Annotated in this window: 18 protein-coding genes and 2 riboswitches; of the genes, 9 read left to right on the forward strand and 9 right to left on the reverse strand. The window is 53.8% G+C overall.

What is annotated here, in order from left to right:
- The first annotated feature begins 88 nt into the window (after positions 1-88).
- Positions 89-394, forward strand: a complete 306-nt coding sequence (locus tag EVJ28_RS08510) for a winged helix-turn-helix transcriptional regulator (RefSeq protein WP_070328289.1) — start codon at positions 89-91, stop codon at positions 392-394.
- Between the two features lie 29 nt (positions 395-423).
- On the opposite strand, the gene EVJ28_RS08515 is transcribed toward EVJ28_RS08510, so the two are convergent.
- On the reverse strand, positions 424-804 hold the full coding sequence (locus tag EVJ28_RS08515) for a VOC family protein (RefSeq protein WP_131458762.1): 381 nt from the start codon (positions 802-804) through the stop codon (positions 424-426).
- Between the two features lie 79 nt (positions 805-883).
- Here EVJ28_RS08515 and EVJ28_RS08520 point away from each other — a divergent pair, with 79 nt between their 5' ends.
- Positions 884-1366 (forward strand): GNAT family N-acetyltransferase, encoded by a 483-nt coding sequence (locus EVJ28_RS08520; RefSeq protein WP_131469968.1) that lies wholly within the window; start codon positions 884-886, stop codon positions 1364-1366.
- 109 nt (positions 1367-1475) lie between these two features.
- On the opposite strand, the gene mtnA is transcribed toward EVJ28_RS08520, so the two are convergent.
- Both mtnA and mtnK read right to left on the reverse strand, forming a co-directional pair.
- Positions 1476-2510 (reverse strand): S-methyl-5-thioribose-1-phosphate isomerase, encoded by a 1035-nt coding sequence (gene mtnA, locus EVJ28_RS08525; protein WP_131458852.1) that lies wholly within the window; start codon positions 2508-2510, stop codon positions 1476-1478.
- Positions 2507-3661 carry an S-methyl-5-thioribose kinase gene (mtnK, locus tag EVJ28_RS08530; RefSeq protein ID WP_131469966.1) on the reverse strand — a complete coding sequence of 385 codons (1155 nt, stop codon included), beginning with the start codon at positions 3659-3661 and terminating at the stop codon, positions 2507-2509. Before mtnK ends, mtnA begins: the two co-directional genes overlap by 4 nt.
- 81 nt (positions 3662-3742) lie before the next feature.
- Positions 3743-3845: riboswitch (SAM riboswitch) on the reverse strand.
- 205 nt (positions 3846-4050) lie between these two features.
- Positions 4051-4153, forward strand: a riboswitch (SAM riboswitch).
- A gap of 71 nt (positions 4154-4224) precedes the next feature.
- Here mtnK and EVJ28_RS08535 point away from each other — a divergent pair.
- The 4 genes from EVJ28_RS08535 to EVJ28_RS08550 are packed head-to-tail and all read left to right on the forward strand — an operon-like array spanning position 4225 to position 7187.
- A complete protein-coding gene (locus tag EVJ28_RS08535) occupies positions 4225-5379 on the forward strand; it encodes a 2,3-diketo-5-methylthiopentyl-1-phosphate enolase (protein WP_131458850.1) in 1155 nt (384 codons plus the stop codon).
- The gene (locus EVJ28_RS08540; RefSeq protein WP_131488683.1) at positions 5376-6026 is read left to right on the forward strand and encodes a 2-hydroxy-3-keto-5-methylthiopentenyl-1-phosphate phosphatase; all 651 of its coding nucleotides are present in this window, start codon (positions 5376-5378) and stop codon (positions 6024-6026) included. Before EVJ28_RS08535 ends, EVJ28_RS08540 begins: the two co-directional genes overlap by 4 nt.
- Positions 6023-6640, forward strand: coding sequence for a methylthioribulose 1-phosphate dehydratase (locus EVJ28_RS08545; protein WP_131458848.1), 618 nt, complete (start codon positions 6023-6025; stop codon positions 6638-6640). Before EVJ28_RS08540 ends, EVJ28_RS08545 begins: the two co-directional genes overlap by 4 nt.
- A 13-nt stretch (positions 6641-6653) precedes the next feature.
- Positions 6654-7187 carry a cupin domain-containing protein gene (locus EVJ28_RS08550; protein ID WP_131458847.1) on the forward strand — a complete coding sequence of 178 codons (534 nt, stop codon included), beginning with the start codon at positions 6654-6656 and terminating at the stop codon, positions 7185-7187.
- Positions 7188-7229: 42 nt separating this feature from the next.
- On the opposite strand, the gene EVJ28_RS08555 is transcribed toward EVJ28_RS08550, so the two are convergent.
- Positions 7230-8060 carry a TerC family protein gene (locus tag EVJ28_RS08555; RefSeq protein WP_131488685.1) on the reverse strand — a complete coding sequence of 277 codons (831 nt, stop codon included), beginning with the start codon at positions 8058-8060 and terminating at the stop codon, positions 7230-7232.
- Between the two features lie 254 nt (positions 8061-8314).
- On the opposite strand from EVJ28_RS08555, the gene folE2 reads away from it, so the two are divergent.
- Complete coding sequence (gene folE2 / locus EVJ28_RS08560) at positions 8315-9223, forward strand: GTP cyclohydrolase FolE2 (RefSeq protein ID WP_016508342.1); 909 nt, start codon at positions 8315-8317, stop codon at positions 9221-9223.
- A 38-nt stretch (positions 9224-9261) separates the two neighbouring features.
- On the opposite strand, the gene EVJ28_RS14210 is transcribed toward folE2, so the two are convergent.
- The 4 genes from EVJ28_RS14210 to pta form a co-directional block, all read right to left on the reverse strand.
- Positions 9262-9426, reverse strand: a complete 165-nt coding sequence (locus tag EVJ28_RS14210; RefSeq protein WP_016508312.1) for a hypothetical protein — start codon at positions 9424-9426, stop codon at positions 9262-9264.
- Positions 9426-9725, reverse strand: a complete 300-nt coding sequence (locus tag EVJ28_RS08565) for a rhodanese-like domain-containing protein (protein ID WP_016508292.1) — start codon at positions 9723-9725, stop codon at positions 9426-9428. The genes EVJ28_RS14210 and EVJ28_RS08565 overlap by 1 nt, the downstream gene beginning before the upstream one ends.
- Before the next feature lie 35 nt (positions 9726-9760).
- The gene (locus EVJ28_RS08570) at positions 9761-10480 is read right to left on the reverse strand and encodes a DUF2711 family protein (RefSeq protein ID WP_131488687.1); all 720 of its coding nucleotides are present in this window, start codon (positions 10478-10480) and stop codon (positions 9761-9763) included.
- Between the two features lie 77 nt (positions 10481-10557).
- On the reverse strand, positions 10558-11547 hold the full coding sequence (pta, locus tag EVJ28_RS08575) for a phosphate acetyltransferase (RefSeq protein ID WP_131458844.1): 990 nt from the start codon (positions 11545-11547) through the stop codon (positions 10558-10560).
- A 337-nt stretch (positions 11548-11884) separates the two neighbouring features.
- On the opposite strand from pta, the gene hemQ reads away from it, so the two are divergent.
- Entirely contained in the window at positions 11885-12658 is a 774-nt protein-coding gene (hemQ, locus tag EVJ28_RS08580) for a hydrogen peroxide-dependent heme synthase (protein ID WP_131488689.1), read from the forward strand.
- Between the two features lie 228 nt (positions 12659-12886).
- Here the strand turns inward: hemQ and EVJ28_RS08585 are convergent, their stop codons facing one another.
- Positions 12887-13822, reverse strand: coding sequence for an ATP-grasp domain-containing protein (locus tag EVJ28_RS08585; RefSeq protein ID WP_131469960.1), 936 nt, complete (start codon positions 13820-13822; stop codon positions 12887-12889).
- A 154-nt stretch (positions 13823-13976) separates the two neighbouring features.
- Between EVJ28_RS08585 and EVJ28_RS08590 the strand changes: the two genes are divergently transcribed.
- Positions 13977-15473 carry a potassium/proton antiporter gene (locus EVJ28_RS08590; protein ID WP_131458841.1) on the forward strand — a complete coding sequence of 499 codons (1497 nt, stop codon included), beginning with the start codon at positions 13977-13979 and terminating at the stop codon, positions 15471-15473.
- Positions 15474-15507: the final 34 nt, after the last annotated feature.

Raw genomic sequence — 15507 nt, forward strand, 5'->3', positions numbered from 1 at the left:
TGGGTCGATAACGATAAGATACCTTCATCGTAGCAAGAAAAAAAGTACGCACATTGAAGTAACTACCCGAAAGCGAGGCGAACTGAACATGACGACCCCGTTCCCCGTCAACAAGGCGCTCGACATCATCGGCGGTAAATGGCGTCCACAAGTGTACTGCACGCTCGAGACCGGCCCGCGCCGCTTCTCGGAGATTCAGCGCGCCATCCCCGACGTCAGCCGCAAAGTGTTGACCGACCAACTGCGCGAACTCGAACAGCTCGGCATGGTCCGACGCGACGACTATTCGACCGACAAACAGCTCCACGTCGAATACTCCCTCACCGAGGAGGCGTTTAGCCTGCAACCAGCGATGAAGGCGCTCTGCTCTTGGGGCGAAACCCGAGACGAATAAACCCTCGCCAAGTCCAGGCGAGGGTTTTGTCATGACGCGAATAGGCTGATGAGGTTCCCGTCCGGATCGACGACGATGGCGTAACGTTGTCCCCAAAACGCGTCCCACGGCTCACGATGAATCACGTATCCTTGTTTGAAGATAGCTTCAAACAGTGTATCGAGCGCTTCACGGCTGTCGCACAGGAAAGCGAGCTCGACCCGATGCCCCGATGCCGGTTTCCATTCCCCATACACCGACTCCGCCACCTCGACTGTGTCAAAGACGAGCCGGACGCCGCCTTCGTCAACTTCAACGTGCGCTTCCCCGTTCATTGATGCTGGAATCGACAGTCCGAGCAGCCGATAGAAGTCGAGCGCTCGCTTCATATCCTCGACGACGATGCCGACCATATCTAGTTTGATTCCCATGTGGTCACCTCACTTCTTGAATTGATGGTACTATCGAAAGTGTAGCACCTATCCATCCTTTTGAAACGAGGAAATCACTATGACATATAAGTTCGCTTTGATGACACAAGCGCAGGCCGAAATGATCGCCTTCAGTTGGCATTACGAAGGAAAGTATGCTTTTTACGATATGGAGGCTGACGAAGACGACTTGGCCGAGTTTTTAGACACCGAACAACGAGGGCAATCGGTATTCGCCATCACGAACGATGGCGAACTGGTCGGTTTTGTTAGCGTGCATCAAACAGACGCCGATACGATTGACCTCGGTTTAGGCATGAAGCCAGGTCTGACCGGAAATGGGACCGGACGAGCGTTCGTCACCTCGATTCTTGATTTCATCGAATCTACGTTCGACCCAAATCGTATCACCTTGTCGGTTGCCACGTTCAACGCGCGGGCGATTCGCGTGTATGAAGCTTGCGGGTTTCGACAAGTGGCTTCGTTTCAACAAGACACGAACGGGAGTACGTTCGACTTCATCGCATTAGAACGCAAAAAGCGCCCTCAGGATAGATTCTGAGGGCTTTTCTGCTGCCCGGTGCCTTTGTCGACCAAGAAGATATGGCCATTTCCCGTCTCATACCAAGACGGTCACACTTCATCGTTCGGGCAAGCACGGAGCTGCTGTTTCACACGTGAATCGTTCCCCCTACATGGTGTGTGATGTCCGTCTCCGTCGGTTCGAACACGCCCGCTTCGGTGATGAGTCCGGTGATCAGTTCAGGCGGTGTGACGTCAAACGCCGGGTTAAAGACGGTGATCCCGACCGGCGCCGTCGGTTGTCCGCCGATATGGGTCACTTCTAGCGCGCTCCGCTCCTCGATTTGAATCACATCGTCCGCCGTTAAATCAAACGTCGAGTGCGGGGCCGCGACGTAAAACGGGATCCCGTAATGTTTAGCCAGGACGGCGAGCTGGAGCGTGCCGATCTTATTGGCGACGTGACCCGTCCGTGTGATGCGGTCAGCGCCGACGATGATGGCGTCGACTCCTTTCGCCTGAATCGTCCAAGCGGCCATATTGTCGGTGATGAGCGTGACGTCGATGTCGGCCCGGTCGAGCTCCCAGACGGTCAGGCGTGCCCCTTGGAGGAGCGGCCGCGTCTCACAAGCGAAGACGTTAAACGCGATACCTCGCTCTTTCCCGACGTAAAACGGCGCGAGCGCAGTCCCGTAACGCGACGTCGCGATCGCCCCGGCGTTACAGATCGTCAAGACGTTCCCCCCTGCCGGCAGCACCGTGAGCGCATGCTCCCCGATGGCCCGATACGTGTCGACGTCTCGCTCGAACAGCGCGATGGCCCGATGTTTGATGTCAGTCGCGATTCTTTCAAAGTCGTCTCCGACGTTGAATCCGAGAAGCGACTCGATCACGTTTTGCAGATTGACCGCCGTCGGACGGGTCGCGATCAATCGACGGCCGACGAGGTCGAGCCGGCGTGTGAAGTCCGGGTCATCCTGGAGGCGGACCGCTTCTTTCGCGAGCACGAATGCGCCGAAATAGGCGATGGCCGGCGCGCCTCGGACTTGTAACGTCTCGATGGCGTGCTCCGCCTGTTCGAGCGTCGCGATCGTCACGTACCGCTCTTCATGGGGCAGTAACGTTTGGTCTAAAATGACGAGCTCGTCCCGGTTCGGGTCGAAGCGAATGTTTTGGACTGTCATACGCGTACCCCCGCTAACAGCGTCACTAATTCATCGATTGTCCGGACATCGTGGCGCTGTTTAATGAGCGTCGTGCCGAGCGTGAGCGCTTCCCGTTTCCGCTCGAGCCGGACCGTTTCCGGTAACGTCTCGAGGTCAGCGACTCCGGCGAGACCGATGGCGCGGCGAATCAGTTCGCATCCGGCATAGCCGATCGTGTCGCTAAAGATGGTTTGAAGTAGCTCATCGACGAATCCGTCCGTGTTGAACGGTTCGACCGCCGTCTCAAACTTCGTCCGGAACGTCTTCTCAAACGTCTCCCATACCGTCAATACGTCCGTGAACCGTTCGAACCGTTTGAGTGGGTCATGGAACGTCGATAGCGTCAAATGGGCGACGATTTGCCCGATGTCAAAGCCGAACGGTCCGTAAAAAGCGAACTCCGGATCGATGACTTTCGTCTCTTGTTGCGTCGCGAAGATACTGCCTGTATGTAAGTCTCCGTGCAAGAGCGCGTCGTGTTTCGTGACGAAACCGACTTTCAGTTTCGTGACCTCCACTTTCAATTTCTGGTCACGCCAAAGCGCTTCGACGTCCTGACGGAGCGCGGTTTCGATGTTGTTCGATTCGGCATCTTTGTACGGATCGGTGAAGATCAGTTTTTCAGTGATGTCGCACAGTTCCGGGTTGTAGTAATCCCGTTCTTTCCGCTTCTTCTCAATCGGGCCGGCCGTATAGTCTGACGTCTCAAACAACGTCTGTCCTAAAAACTCACCGATGTGACGGGCGAGTTCAGGATACGTTTTCCCTTCCAAATAGCCCGTCCGGACGATATCAAAGTCGGACAAGTCCTCTAAAATCGTGTAGGCGAGCGTCCGGTCACTGCCGAGAACGACCGGGACGAAACGCGGGACGACGCTAGCGAATTCGCGCAACGCGAGCTGCTCGATCCACGCCCGTTCAAGTGTGAGCGGCCAACTCTCTCCGACGACTTTCGCATACGGTAGCGCCTGCTTGACGATGAGGCTCGTTTCGCCTTGACGGATGCGGAAGACGAGGTTCAAGTTGCCGTCCCCGATCTCCTCGCAATGCGCGATGCCCCCATCTTCGAGTAACCCTAACGTTCTGACGTGCTCGACGACTGTCTGTTCTGTAAATGGTTGATAAGCCATGTCTGTTTCCCCTTTCGGTATATTCCCCACAAAAAAAGCCCCTTTCTCCGCGAGAAAGAGGCACAGCCGTAACGGTTGTTCCTCTCATCTGTCAGACGTATGTCTGGTGGATGTAGCACCGTGCCTACTGGTCGGTTGCTGCGGCGTCATCGGGCCAATTCCCTCTGCCAACTCGCGATAAGAGTGTCATATTCGATTGTGTGAACTTGTTGTGATGAATGTTACTTACTCGAGCACCAAGTTGTCAACGTCAATTTTCGGACCCGGTGTTGTCTTTTCCCGGGCATATATAGAAACAATGAATTCAACTATTTTTTCTCAAAAAAAGGAATTGACGAACCGGATATTGTGTGACAAAATTCAATTAAATTTCACAACTTCAAAATACATTCTTATCAAGAGCAGACGGAGGGGACAAGCCCGATGATGTCGCAGCAACCGACCCGATTGGGCACGGTGCTAATTCTTGCAGCGTAAGCTGAGAGATAAGAGTTCATTTTTTTATGATGACCTCTTGCCTCGGCATGGGGTCATTTTTTGTTTGACCGGAAGGAGGAACGAACATGAGTATTACTGCCACATATGAAATCAGCCGGACGAACCGCGTCGCGACTGTCGCCGAGAAAATCGCCCTTGAACTGACCGTCGGCACATGGACGGAACTGCCCCACCTAGAGCAAGAACAATTAAAGGCGTATCGGGGTGAGGTCGTCTCAACGACGCACACGGAAACGACGAGTCGCTTCACAATCCGTTATCCGCTCCATAACGTCACGCCCGACTTCTCATCCATCTTGACGACGACGTTCGGGAAATTATCGCTCGATGACTCGGTACGCTTGATCGACTTGACGTTACCCGAAACGCTTGCGTCTGAATTCCCCGGAGCAAAGTTCGGTGTTCAAGGCGTTCGTGAGTTGCTCGACGTCCATGATCGCCCGCTCGTCATGAGCATCTTTAAAGGGATCATCGGCCGTGATTTACGCTTCTTAGAACAGCAACTTCGAGACCAGCTCGCCGGCGGCATCGACATCGTCAAAGATGATGAAATCCTATACGATAATCCGCTCACTCCGTCGCTTGAACGAGCTAAAATCGGGGCGGCCGTCATCCAAGAACAGTTCGAAACGACCGGGAAACGTTCGCTCTATGCCATCACGCTCAGCGGTCCGGTGTTCGGGCTACGTGACCAAGCGCTCCGCTTGATCGAGGCGGGCGCGACGGCACTGTTGTTCAACGTCTATACATACGGGCTCGACACACTCCGCGAACTCGCGAGCGATCCAACAATTAACGTCCCGATTTTGGCGCATCCGGCGTTCGCCGGCGCCTTGACCGGCTCGATCAGCCACTCGCTCTTGCTCGGGAAATTGTTCCGCCTCGCGGGGGCCGACTTGACGCTGTTCCCGTCCCCATACGGTTCACTCGCGACACCGTCCGATGAGGCGTTCGCGATTCGGGATAGCAGTGCTCGGCCGCACTGGGCGAAGCCGATTCTACCGGTCCCGTCGGCCGGCATCCATCCGGGGCTCGTCCCGGACATCATCCGTGATTTCGGCACAGACGTCGTCATCAACGCCGGCGGCGGCATCCACGGTCACCCAGACGGCGCGGCTGCCGGGGCCCGGGCGTTCCGACAAGCGATTGAGCAAGTAGTGGGCGTGGCGAGCCAGACGAACGAGCTCGAGGCCGCGCTAAAGGCGTGGTCAAAACAATGACGATTCACATCTTGTGTGACTTCGACGGGACGATCACGGCCGAGGACAACATCATCGCTTTGATGCGGGCGTTCGCACCGCCCGAATGGCACGCGCTCAAAGACGACGTGCTCGCTCAAGACATCTCGATCCGCTCCGGGGTCGGACAGATGTTCCAGCTGTTGCCGAGCGCTGACGCTTCGGCGTACCGTGACTACTTGCTGGACCGCATCACCTTGCGCCAAGGTTTCTCGACGTTTTTGGCAGAAGTCCGGCAACAAGTTTGGAAGTTCGACGTCGTCAGCGGCGGCATGGACTTTTTCGTGTACCCGATCTTGCAAGACCACGTCGCGCCGGACCACATCTACTGTAACGTCGCCGACTTCTCGGACGAGACGGTACGCGTCGACTGGCCCTACGCCTGTGACGCGCATTGCACGAATGATTGTGGTTGCTGCAAACCGACAATCGCCCGGACGATCGTCGATCCCGTTGATCGCTTGATCGTCATCGGTGACTCGGTGACCGACTTCGAGATCGCCAAACGGGCCGATTTCGTCTACGCCCGCGGGCAACTCATCACGCTCTGTGAAGCAGAAGGCATCGCCTACGCCCCGTTCGAGACATTCGACGACATCACCCATCACATGAAGGAGGTGCACGTATGAGCGTGACCGCACGTTGGCTTGAACTCGCCGACATTAAAGATGAACTCGCCGCGCGCGACTGGTTCCCCGGAACGAGTGGCAATTTGGCGATTCGTGTCTCCGACGACCCGCTGACCTTCCTCGTCACGGCGAGCGGACGCGATAAACGAAAACGGACCGCGGACGATTTCGTCCTCGTCGACGCGGCCGGTCGCTTGCTTGGCGAACAAACTGGTAAACCGTCCGCTGAGACGCTGTTACACGTCGAGGTGTTCAACAAGACTGCGGCGACGTGTTCACTCCATGTGCACACGGTCGACAACAACGTCATCTCCGAGCTCCATGCCGTGAACGGTGAGGTCGTCTTCACGGGGCAAGAGATCATCAAGGCACTCGGGTATTGGGAAGAGGACGCGGTCGTCCGGGTCCCGATCATCGACAATCATGCCGACATCCCGACGCTCGCGGCCGCCTTCGCGCCTCACGTCCATTCAAGCGCCGGTGCCGTCCTCATCCGTAATCACGGCATCACGGTCTGGGGCGAGACGCCGGCTGCGGCGAAACGTTATTTAGAAGCATACGAATTTTTGTTCAGCTACACGTTAAAACTACGCGCCTTAGGCGTCCATTCATAAGGAGGAACTATCTATGGCAACTGTCTATTTCCAACAAACCGAAGAACGTCTCGTCGACCAATCTGAAGTGAACGTATTTTTAGAATCGCGCGGTATTCTGTATGAGCAGTGGGACATCGCTAAACTTCCGGTCGCGCTTCAAGAAAACTACGAACTGACGGACGACGACAAGCAAGCCATCCTCGCAACGTTCCGTGACGAGATTCAAGACGTGTCGGAGCGCCGCGGCTATCAAACGGCCGACGTCATCTCGCTGTCTGACGCGACACCGAACTTGGACGAACTGCTCGTCAACTTCCAAAAGGAACACCATCATACGGACGACGAGGTCCGCTTCATCGTCAGCGGGCACGGCATCTTCGCCATCGACGACGCCGAACGTGGCTACTTCAACATCGAACTCAATCCCGGCGATTTGATTTCGGTCCCGGTGAACACGCGCCACTACTTCACGCTCCAAGACGACCGCCAAGTCGTCGCCGTCCGCATCTTCGTGACGACAGAAGGCTGGGTGCCGATCTACGAGAAGCAAGACGTGACTGCCTAACAAAAAATCCTGCCTTCCGCATACGCGAAAGACAGGATTTTTTTAATGCTTGACCGCTGTCGGTTTGGAAGAGAACCAACCCCAAACAGCAATCCCGACCATGACCGACCAGAAGAACAGTGTCCAACCTAACGAGTGGACAAAACCGTCTGGAAGACCCATGAACGCGAACGGTGTACCGGCAATCAGTTCCTTGAAGCCAGGGTGTTCGAGGACGAGTACCGTCAACTTCACACCGACCCAGCCGACGATGAGGAAGGCGGCCGTCTCAAGTGTCGGACGTTGATGCAGCAGCTTCACGAAGACGCGGGCCGCGAATCGCATCAAGATGACCCCGATGAGTCCACCCGTCAAGACGACGAAGAATTGACCTGAGTCGATTCCACCGATCTCTCCAAGACCGAGCGACGGCAAGCTGACTGCGAGTGCGACCGCTGCCAAGATCGAGTCGACCGCGAAAGCGATGTCGGCGAACTCGACTTTTACGACCGTCCACCAAAACTCTTTTTTCGTGACCGGCTTCTCGGTAATTGCCGTCTCTTCTTTCGCCTCGGCGGCGAGGTCTTGTCTTGGATCCATCTTGCGCGCCTTGTACGTCATATATAGATGTCGCGCGCTCATCCCGATCAAGTAAAGGGCACCGAGTGCTTGGACTTGCCAGACGTTGATTAAGAACGAGATTAAGAATAATGCGATGAAGCGGAAGACGAACGCTCCTAATAAACCGTAGAATAGCGCTTTCTTCTGTTCTGTCCGCGGCAAGTGCTTGACCATGACGGCCAACACGAGCGCGTTGTCTGCAGATAGTAGCCCTTCAAGACCGACGAGTACGACGATGATCCAGGCGTACTGCAGGATTAACTGCCAATCCATTTAAAAACATCCCCTTTTTTTGTGTGTTCTTTCATATTTAACAGTGATCTATTTTTAAGTTCACAGGAACATTTTATTTCTGTGCGTAAATTAAATCAATCTTCTTTCGTTCAATGTCTGAAGTTTTTTCCGCAGAACAGGTTCAAAGCATGTTCGCGAAGCAAAATGATACCCAGTTTGTATCCATTTCGTGATAAAATCCTAACAAGAACGAGTGGCGGTCATTTGCCCTCTTAAAAAAGGAGAATCCGATTATGTCTACAAGCCATGTCGCTTTACCTACTAAAGCAGAACGACATAAACTATTCGGCTCGGTCCCGCCGGTCAAAGGTACGAAACCGACAGAAAAAGATAAAATGGTCGATCTTCAAAATACACCTAAGAACTTCTTGTTCGCACTCGACAGCGTCGGGATCTCGAACGTCAAACATCCCGTCAACATCGAAACGCCAGACGGCATCCAAGCGACGGTCGCAACGTTTGAATTAACGACATCACTCGTCCAAGATCGTAAAGGCATCAACATGTCACGCTTGACGGAACAGCTCGACGCGTACCATACGCAAGGCTGGACGTTATCAAACCGCTCGCTCATCGAGTTCGCCCAAGAACTCGCCGAGCGTATGGAACAAACGGAAGGTCAATTGACGGTCCGCTACCCATGGTTCTTCAGCCGGAAAGCACCGGCGACGGGCCTCAGCGGTCTTATGAACGCTGACGTCATGCACAACGTGACATACAACCTCGAGACAGGTATGGCGAGCGTGACGGTCGGTCTCGTCATCAACGTGACGACGCTATGCCCATGTTCAAAAGAGATCAGCGAATACAGCGCCCATAACCAGCGCGGCTACATCACAATCGAAGCCGGTCTTGACGAAGCGTCGCTCGACGGCTTCGACTGGAGACTCGCATTGCTCGATGCGGCGGAGTCGAACGCATCGGCACCACTTCACCCGGTCTTAAAACGTCCGGATGAGAAACGGGCTACAGAAATCGCTTACGAAAACCCGCGTTTCGTCGAAGATATGGTCCGCTTGATTGCAGCCGACTTGTACGAGATGAAACAAGTCGTCAACTTCTTCGTCGAATGCCGAAACGAAGAGTCGATCCACCAGCACGACGCCATCGCGTCAATCACGTTCGATAAACGTGACAACTAAAAACGAGTGAAGCCAGATACTTGGCTTCACTCGTTTTTTTATACACTTTGTATGAGGCGGATCGTCAACAAAAGGACAATCAGGACGATCCACACCGCCCAGATGGTGCGCCATCTGTTCCAGTCGAGACGCTTCACGAACGCGTATACCGTCAAATAGAGGACGATCAAGAGCGGAATGACGACCCACGGATTGTCGAGCATCACGCTTCGACGTCACCGTCCCAAGCGAGCATGCCGCCCTCGACGTTGACGACTTTGAACCCTTCCGATTCCAAATAGTCGCACGCCGTCTGGCTGCGTCCGCCCGAGCGGCAGATGACGTGATAGACGTTGTCTTGCGCGAGCTTCTCGGTCACGCCCGGGAATTCAGACAGCGGATAGAGCGGCACGTTCGGGATATGGCCCGCGTCGTACTCGTCTTGTTCGCGTACGTCGATGATGTGTAGCGACTCCCCGTTCTCAAGCTTTTCACGTAATTCGGTTGCATGGATGCTTTGCATGCTGTTTCCCCCTTAAATTGTTATCCCCTACTAGTTTACCTCAGTTTCGTGTCGGACAAACTCCAATTGATGATCGTCTCGTCATCGCAGTAGAAACCTTTCAGACCACAACGTTCGACCATGTCACTTACCCAAGACTGACTGCCGCAAAATAAAGTGAAGTGGCTATCCCATGGCGGTACGATGAGCCAATCATGCTGATAGCCGAAAAACGTGCGATGATTCATGTGCCATGTATCGGCTGCAAGAACTTCTCGAATATTGATAAGATGGCGCTCCGTACAAAATTCGTCGCCGCTCCATATCCATTCTTCTCCCGTCTCCAGAAGCGCCCTTAATACCCGATTCTTTAAGAAATCAGACAGCTCGCCTTCGCCAGGTGGGAGCAAATTCTCGCGCTCGCAAAATTCAATGATTCGATTTGCGCCTTCTTTATCTTCGGCATGCGGTTTCAACGCCCCAATCATCGTTCGGAGTGCGTGATCGATACGTTTGACGTCTTCAAAACCAAGTTGGCGGCGCATATCTTCCCATGCGACGGCATGAAAATGCTGTTCCACTTCGTTTTTGTTCAGCTCGACATATCGGTCAATTGCGGTAGGATCTTCTATCGGTCCGAGAAACGGATGGTACGCGACGAACACTTCTTCAAACACGCCCTCATAGTAAGTTTTAATCGGAAAATCATCTCCACCGCCGAACATGGCGTAGCGATGTCCTTCCGGTAAAGTGATGGCTCCCTCAATCTCCTCCATGTGACCGCCTCCTTTTCCAATAGTTTACAACTATGCATCAAAAAAAGCATCCTCCGCTGTGGGAAGATGCTTCTGACTTACGCTTCGTTGCGCTCGTCAATCGCTTGTGCCGCTGTGATGAGCGTCAATTTATAGACGTCTTCTTCATTACAGCCACGCGACAAGTCGTTGACTGGCTTGTTGAGACCTTGCAAGATCGGTCCGATCGCTTCGTATCCACCGAAACGTTGAACCATCTTGTAGCCAATGTTCCCGGCTTCGAGGCTCGGGAAGACGAACACGTTGGCGTTACCGGCAACTTCAGAGCCCGGTGCTTTCTTCGCTGCCACGCTCGGGACGAACGCTGCGTCGAACTGAAGCTCACCATCGATTGGAAGGTGTGGCGCTTTCTCTTTGGCGAGACGCGTCGCTTCGATGACTTTCTCGGTTTCAGGCGACTTCGCCGAACCTTTCGTCGAGAAGCTGAGGAGCGCGACTTGCGGCTCGATGCCGAACGTCTTCGCCGTCAACGCTGACAAGTAGGCGTTCTCGGCAAGGTCGGCCGCGTCCGGTGCGATGTTGATCGCACAGTCCGAGAAGACGTATTGCTCATCGTCACGTACCATGATGAACACACCTGATGTCTTTTTGATGCCTTCTTGCATCTTGATGATTTGAAGTGCCGGACGGACCGTATCGGCCGTCGCATGCATCGCACCCGAGACAAGACCTTCCGCTTTGCCCGTGTGGACGAGCATCGTACCGAAGTAGTTCACATCTGACGACAACAATTCACGAGCTTGTTCAGCCGTCGCTTTGCCTTTACGGCGCTCGACGAACGATTCGACGAGCGTGTCGATATCTTCGTATGTCGCTGGGTCATACTGCGTCAAGTTCGAGATATCAAAGCCGTGTTTCGCTGCGACTGCATCGATGTCCGCTTTCGGACCGACGACGATCGGGTTGACCATGCCGTCATTTTTTAAACGGACTGCAGCTCCAAGGACGCGCTCATCGACGCCTTCTGCTAAGACGATGGTCGGACGAATCGGGCTGACTTTTTGCTTCAACGTGTCAAATAATTTCATGGTAAGTGAACTCCTTTTCGATTGGAAGATATCTATGTTTTCTCTTTAGGACACATTTGTCCGTATGCGTGTTTTATTATACACAGTCCTTTTTTTAAAATAAACTATTCTGCCCATATCGTCATAAATCGCTTGAAATCAGTCATTATATGAATAGAACAGTTATGTATTTATGACTGATACAGGTTGCTGTGAAGCCGTTTACATTTCTGCGTCCGCTTTTCACCTTTCCTCGTCTCGATTGTGATTAGCCTCACAGACAGCGCCAAATTTGCCAGGCTGTAAAGTGTCTGTGGTAAAATAAACAGCGAAGCCAAGTCTTGAAAGGAGTTTTTTCATGTCAGAACGTCCAGCACCGACAACCGAAACACAGCACGCAGCCGCCACATTAGACGGTTGGTATACGCTCCATGATTTCCGCTCGATCGATTGGACACGTCTAAAAGCAGTCGATAAGGCGGCGCGTCAAGAAATGATTGAGGAGTTCGTCGCCTTCCTCGCCTCGCTTGAAGACGTCGAAACACGCGGAGAAGGCAGTCACGCCTTCTATTCAATCCTCGGTCAAAAAGCGGACGTCGTCCTCATGGTCCTTCGTCCGACGTTCAAAGAGCTCGAGCAAGTCGAACTCGCCCTTCGTAAGACGAAACTGTACGACTTTATGATCCCATCGTACTCTTACGTCTCGGTCATCGAGCTCGGCATGTACCGTGGCTCTGGTGACGGGGATCCGTACGAGAACCCGCACATCCGCTCGCGCTTGTACCCAACGTTGCCAAAAACGGCCCACATCTGCTTCTACCCGATGAGCAAAGCGCGCCGTGACGAGGATAACTGGTATACGCTGTCGATGGACGCGCGGAAAGACCTCATGTATCGCCACAGCATGATCGGCCGCAGCTATGCCGGCAAGATCCAGCAGTTCATCGGCGGATCGACCGGATTTGACGGCTGGGAATGGGGCGTCACGCTCTTCGCGGAAGACTCGCTCCAATTTAAGAAGATTGTTTACGAGATGCGTTTCGATGAAGTCAGCGCCAAATATGGCGAGTTTGGTGACTTCTACGTCGGAAACATCCTTCCAAAAGAAGAACTCGGCACATTCCTCGGTTGATTGAGGTTTACGCATCGACTCCCTCGGGAAACATCGTTGTAGAGGCACTTACAACAATGATCAATGAGGTGAACAACGATGCGCGTGTTCAAGGAATCAGATCGAGACACTGCAAAACGTTTAGATTCGTTCATTGAACGAATGGCCCCGACAGCAGAGCTAGTCCAAATTCGATTTGAACAACAATTACAACATACACAGCGAAAGGGTCAGGCGAAAGCCTGACCCTTATTTTGTCTTCGCGTGAAGCGCGTCGCCAAGGAACGTCGCTAATTCAAGCATGCCGTATTGACCTGCCTGCGCTTCCGCGTCCGAGTTATAGTTCGTGTTCGTGTTGACGTCGTACGCATAGACGTTGCCGTCACGGTCTTCGATGATCTCGATCCCCGCGACCGCGATATTATTTGTTGCTAAGAACGCTTCTAACTGATCGATGATCGGGTCGGCAAACCCGTCGACGATTTCAAATTTGGCCGGCGGCGTCTCGCCGACCGGACAGAATTGGTCTTCAATCGAGCACGCATCCGCCGGGCATAGTTCGAACCCTTCCGACGTGTCGACCCGTACCGCGTAGAGGAACTTTCCGCCGATAAATTCACAGCGCGTGATGAACGGTTTCGGCGCTTCGATATATTGTTGGATGAGCGTGATGCCATCGACCGAGTCCTCGAACGTCGGTCCGTACACATACCCTTTCAACGCCTCAATCGAATGGAACAGCTGCACGCCAAGCCCTTTACCGGCCCGGTTATGCTTCGTGATGAACGGGCTCATACCAAGCTTCTCGGCCGCCTCGATGATTTGTTTTTTCCCGACGGCAGCGATCGTCCTCGGCACACGGATCCCTGCTTGGCGAAGCGCCGTATATTGGTTGACCTTGCTCACTTCGAGGCGAATCGCCCGTGTCCCGTTGAAGACGGTCCGTCCGTTCGCCTCGAGCCAGGCAAGTACCCCTTCCGTCAGCTCTGGCGCGTAGCGATGCCCGCGCGTATGTGACGAGGCACTCATCCGGTTATAGAACACACCATCCGGCGGCGTCGCTTCGATATCGATGATTCCTTCATCTAAATGCCACAGTTCATATGGAAGCGATAACTCCTCGAGCCGTTGGACGAGATGGTCCGTCCACTCATTGTTTTCATGCAAGACGTGAATTTTAGCCATATGAATCCCCCTTTGATACTCCTAATGTACCACACCGATATCCGACTATTCCAATTAGCATAATAGATGATACGTTCATTCTTATTTCATAACGGTTTCATGGTATAATGAACTTAATAATCTATATGAAAAGTGACAATTTCAAAGGGAAGTGATGTGTTTGACCGCACCTATTTTAAGTACAGACGTTTCAATCCTCTTGTTCGGCCTCCTCCTTGTCGCAGGAGTTTTGGCCACGCGCGTGTCGACCCGTTTTGGCCTGCCCGCCCTGCTTTTGTTCATGGGCATCGGCATAATCATGGGCAGCGACATCACCGGCTTAATTTTCTTCGATGACTCGAACCTCGCCCAGATGATCGGGATTTCCGCTCTGATCGTTATTTTGTTCGAAGGTGGTCTGCAGACGAAATGGGCCTCGTTTCGGAGTGTCCTCGTCCCGTCCGCCTCGCTCGCGACGATCGGCGTCTTATTGACGGCCGGGCTCGTCGCCGTGGCCGTTCGTTTCGTATTCGGTTTCGACTGGATTGAATCTTTCCTGTTCGGTGCCATCATCGGCTCGACCGATGCCGCCGCCGTGTTCGCCGCCTTCAAAGGAAAGAATATCTCGCCGAAAGTCGGCGCGACACTCGAAACCGAGTCCGGCACGAATGATCCGATGGCGATGTTTTTAACAATCCTCGCTCTCGACTTCATGTTGAAACCGGAAACGACGATTTGGGACGGCATCTGGATGTTCATCCTACAGATCATTGTCGGGGCGTTCGCCGGGTACATGCTCGGGAACCTGTCACGGCTCATGCTCAATCACTTGCGCCTTGAATCAAGCAGCCTGCACGCCGTCCTCATGATTTCGATGGCGTTCATGACGTATGGTGTGGCCGCCTACTTCGCTGGCAGCGGCTTGCTCGCCGTCTATCTTGCCGCGATGATTGTCGGGAATGCCCACACCGCCCATGAAGTGACCATCGTCCAATTTTCGGAGGCGCTCGCTTGGATCATGCAAATTATCATGTTCGTCATCCTCGGGCTTCTCGTCTATCCGAAACAACTGTTCGACCCAGAACTCATTTGGAAAGGGCTGTTGATTTCATTTTTCCTCATGTTCGTCGCCCGTCCGATCGCCGTTTACTTATCGACGATCGCGATGCCGTTCACGCATAAGGAAAAGCTGTTCATCTCCTGGGCCGGCTTAAAAGGAGCGGTCCCGATCGTACTAGCGACGTTCCCGCTCATCGCCGGGATCGACAACAGCCAACTCATCTTCAACGCCGTCTTCTTCGTCGTCGTGACGAGCGCGTTGATTCAAGGAACGACGCTCACACCACTCGCGGCCAAACTGAACCTGCTCGGCCCGGATAAGATCCGCTCGCCGTATACGATCGCGCTCGTATCGAGTAAACAGTCACAGCATCAGCTCGTTCCGTACGTGGCGACAGAAGCGTCATCAATGATTGGACGCACGCTCGCCGACATCACGTTACCGCCGAACACGGTCGTCAATGCGATCGTCCGCAAAGACTATCTGATCCCGCCGACCGGACAGACGAAAATTGAGCCGGGCGACTTATTGTACGTCCTCGCCTCGACGTATCGTCACGACCAACTCGATCGCAAGTTCGGCGAAGACGGGCTTGAACGCGTCGAGCTATGAACGAACAAGGACCGTGCCTCAGGGCACGGTCCTT

Source organism: Exiguobacterium sp. SH3S3, from assembly GCF_004337115.1.
Classification (GTDB): domain Bacteria; phylum Bacillota; class Bacilli; order Exiguobacteriales; family Exiguobacteriaceae; genus Exiguobacterium; species Exiguobacterium aurantiacum_A.

What these genes read in the sequence shown, in the direction of transcription:
- EVJ28_RS08540 (WP_131488683.1), top strand. Translation starts at nt 5,376, where the DNA reads ATGACGATTCACATCTTGTGTGACTTCGACGGGACGATCACGGCCGAG.
- EVJ28_RS08535 (WP_131458850.1), top strand. Translation starts at nt 4,225, where the DNA reads ATGAGTATTACTGCCACATATGAAATCAGCCGGACGAACCGCGTCGCG.
- EVJ28_RS14210 (WP_016508312.1), bottom strand. Translation starts at nt 9,426, where the DNA reads ATGCTCGACAATCCGTGGGTCGTCATTCCGCTCTTGATCGTCCTCTAT.
- EVJ28_RS08565 (WP_016508292.1), bottom strand. Translation starts at nt 9,725, where the DNA reads ATGCAAAGCATCCATGCAACCGAATTACGTGAAAAGCTTGAGAACGGG.
- folE2 (WP_016508342.1), top strand. Translation starts at nt 8,315, where the DNA reads ATGTCTACAAGCCATGTCGCTTTACCTACTAAAGCAGAACGACATAAA.
- pta (WP_131458844.1), bottom strand. Translation starts at nt 11,547, where the DNA reads ATGAAATTATTTGACACGTTGAAGCAAAAAGTCAGCCCGATTCGTCCG.
- EVJ28_RS08550 (WP_131458847.1), top strand. Translation starts at nt 6,654, where the DNA reads ATGGCAACTGTCTATTTCCAACAAACCGAAGAACGTCTCGTCGACCAA.
- EVJ28_RS08590 (WP_131458841.1), top strand. Translation starts at nt 13,977, where the DNA reads ATGTGTTTGACCGCACCTATTTTAAGTACAGACGTTTCAATCCTCTTG.
- EVJ28_RS08520 (WP_131469968.1), top strand. Translation starts at nt 884, where the DNA reads ATGACATATAAGTTCGCTTTGATGACACAAGCGCAGGCCGAAATGATC.
- mtnA (WP_131458852.1), bottom strand. Translation starts at nt 2,510, where the DNA reads ATGACAGTCCAAAACATTCGCTTCGACCCGAACCGGGACGAGCTCGTC.
- EVJ28_RS08555 (WP_131488685.1), bottom strand. Translation starts at nt 8,060, where the DNA reads ATGGATTGGCAGTTAATCCTGCAGTACGCCTGGATCATCGTCGTACTC.
- EVJ28_RS08515 (WP_131458762.1), bottom strand. Translation starts at nt 804, where the DNA reads ATGGGAATCAAACTAGATATGGTCGGCATCGTCGTCGAGGATATGAAG.
- mtnK (WP_131469966.1), bottom strand. Translation starts at nt 3,661, where the DNA reads ATGGCTTATCAACCATTTACAGAACAGACAGTCGTCGAGCACGTCAGA.
- hemQ (WP_131488689.1), top strand. Translation starts at nt 11,885, where the DNA reads ATGTCAGAACGTCCAGCACCGACAACCGAAACACAGCACGCAGCCGCC.
- EVJ28_RS08545 (WP_131458848.1), top strand. Translation starts at nt 6,023, where the DNA reads ATGAGCGTGACCGCACGTTGGCTTGAACTCGCCGACATTAAAGATGAA.
- EVJ28_RS08570 (WP_131488687.1), bottom strand. Translation starts at nt 10,480, where the DNA reads ATGGAGGAGATTGAGGGAGCCATCACTTTACCGGAAGGACATCGCTAC.
- EVJ28_RS08585 (WP_131469960.1), bottom strand. Translation starts at nt 13,822, where the DNA reads ATGGCTAAAATTCACGTCTTGCATGAAAACAATGAGTGGACGGACCAT.
- EVJ28_RS08510 (WP_070328289.1), top strand. Translation starts at nt 89, where the DNA reads ATGACGACCCCGTTCCCCGTCAACAAGGCGCTCGACATCATCGGCGGT.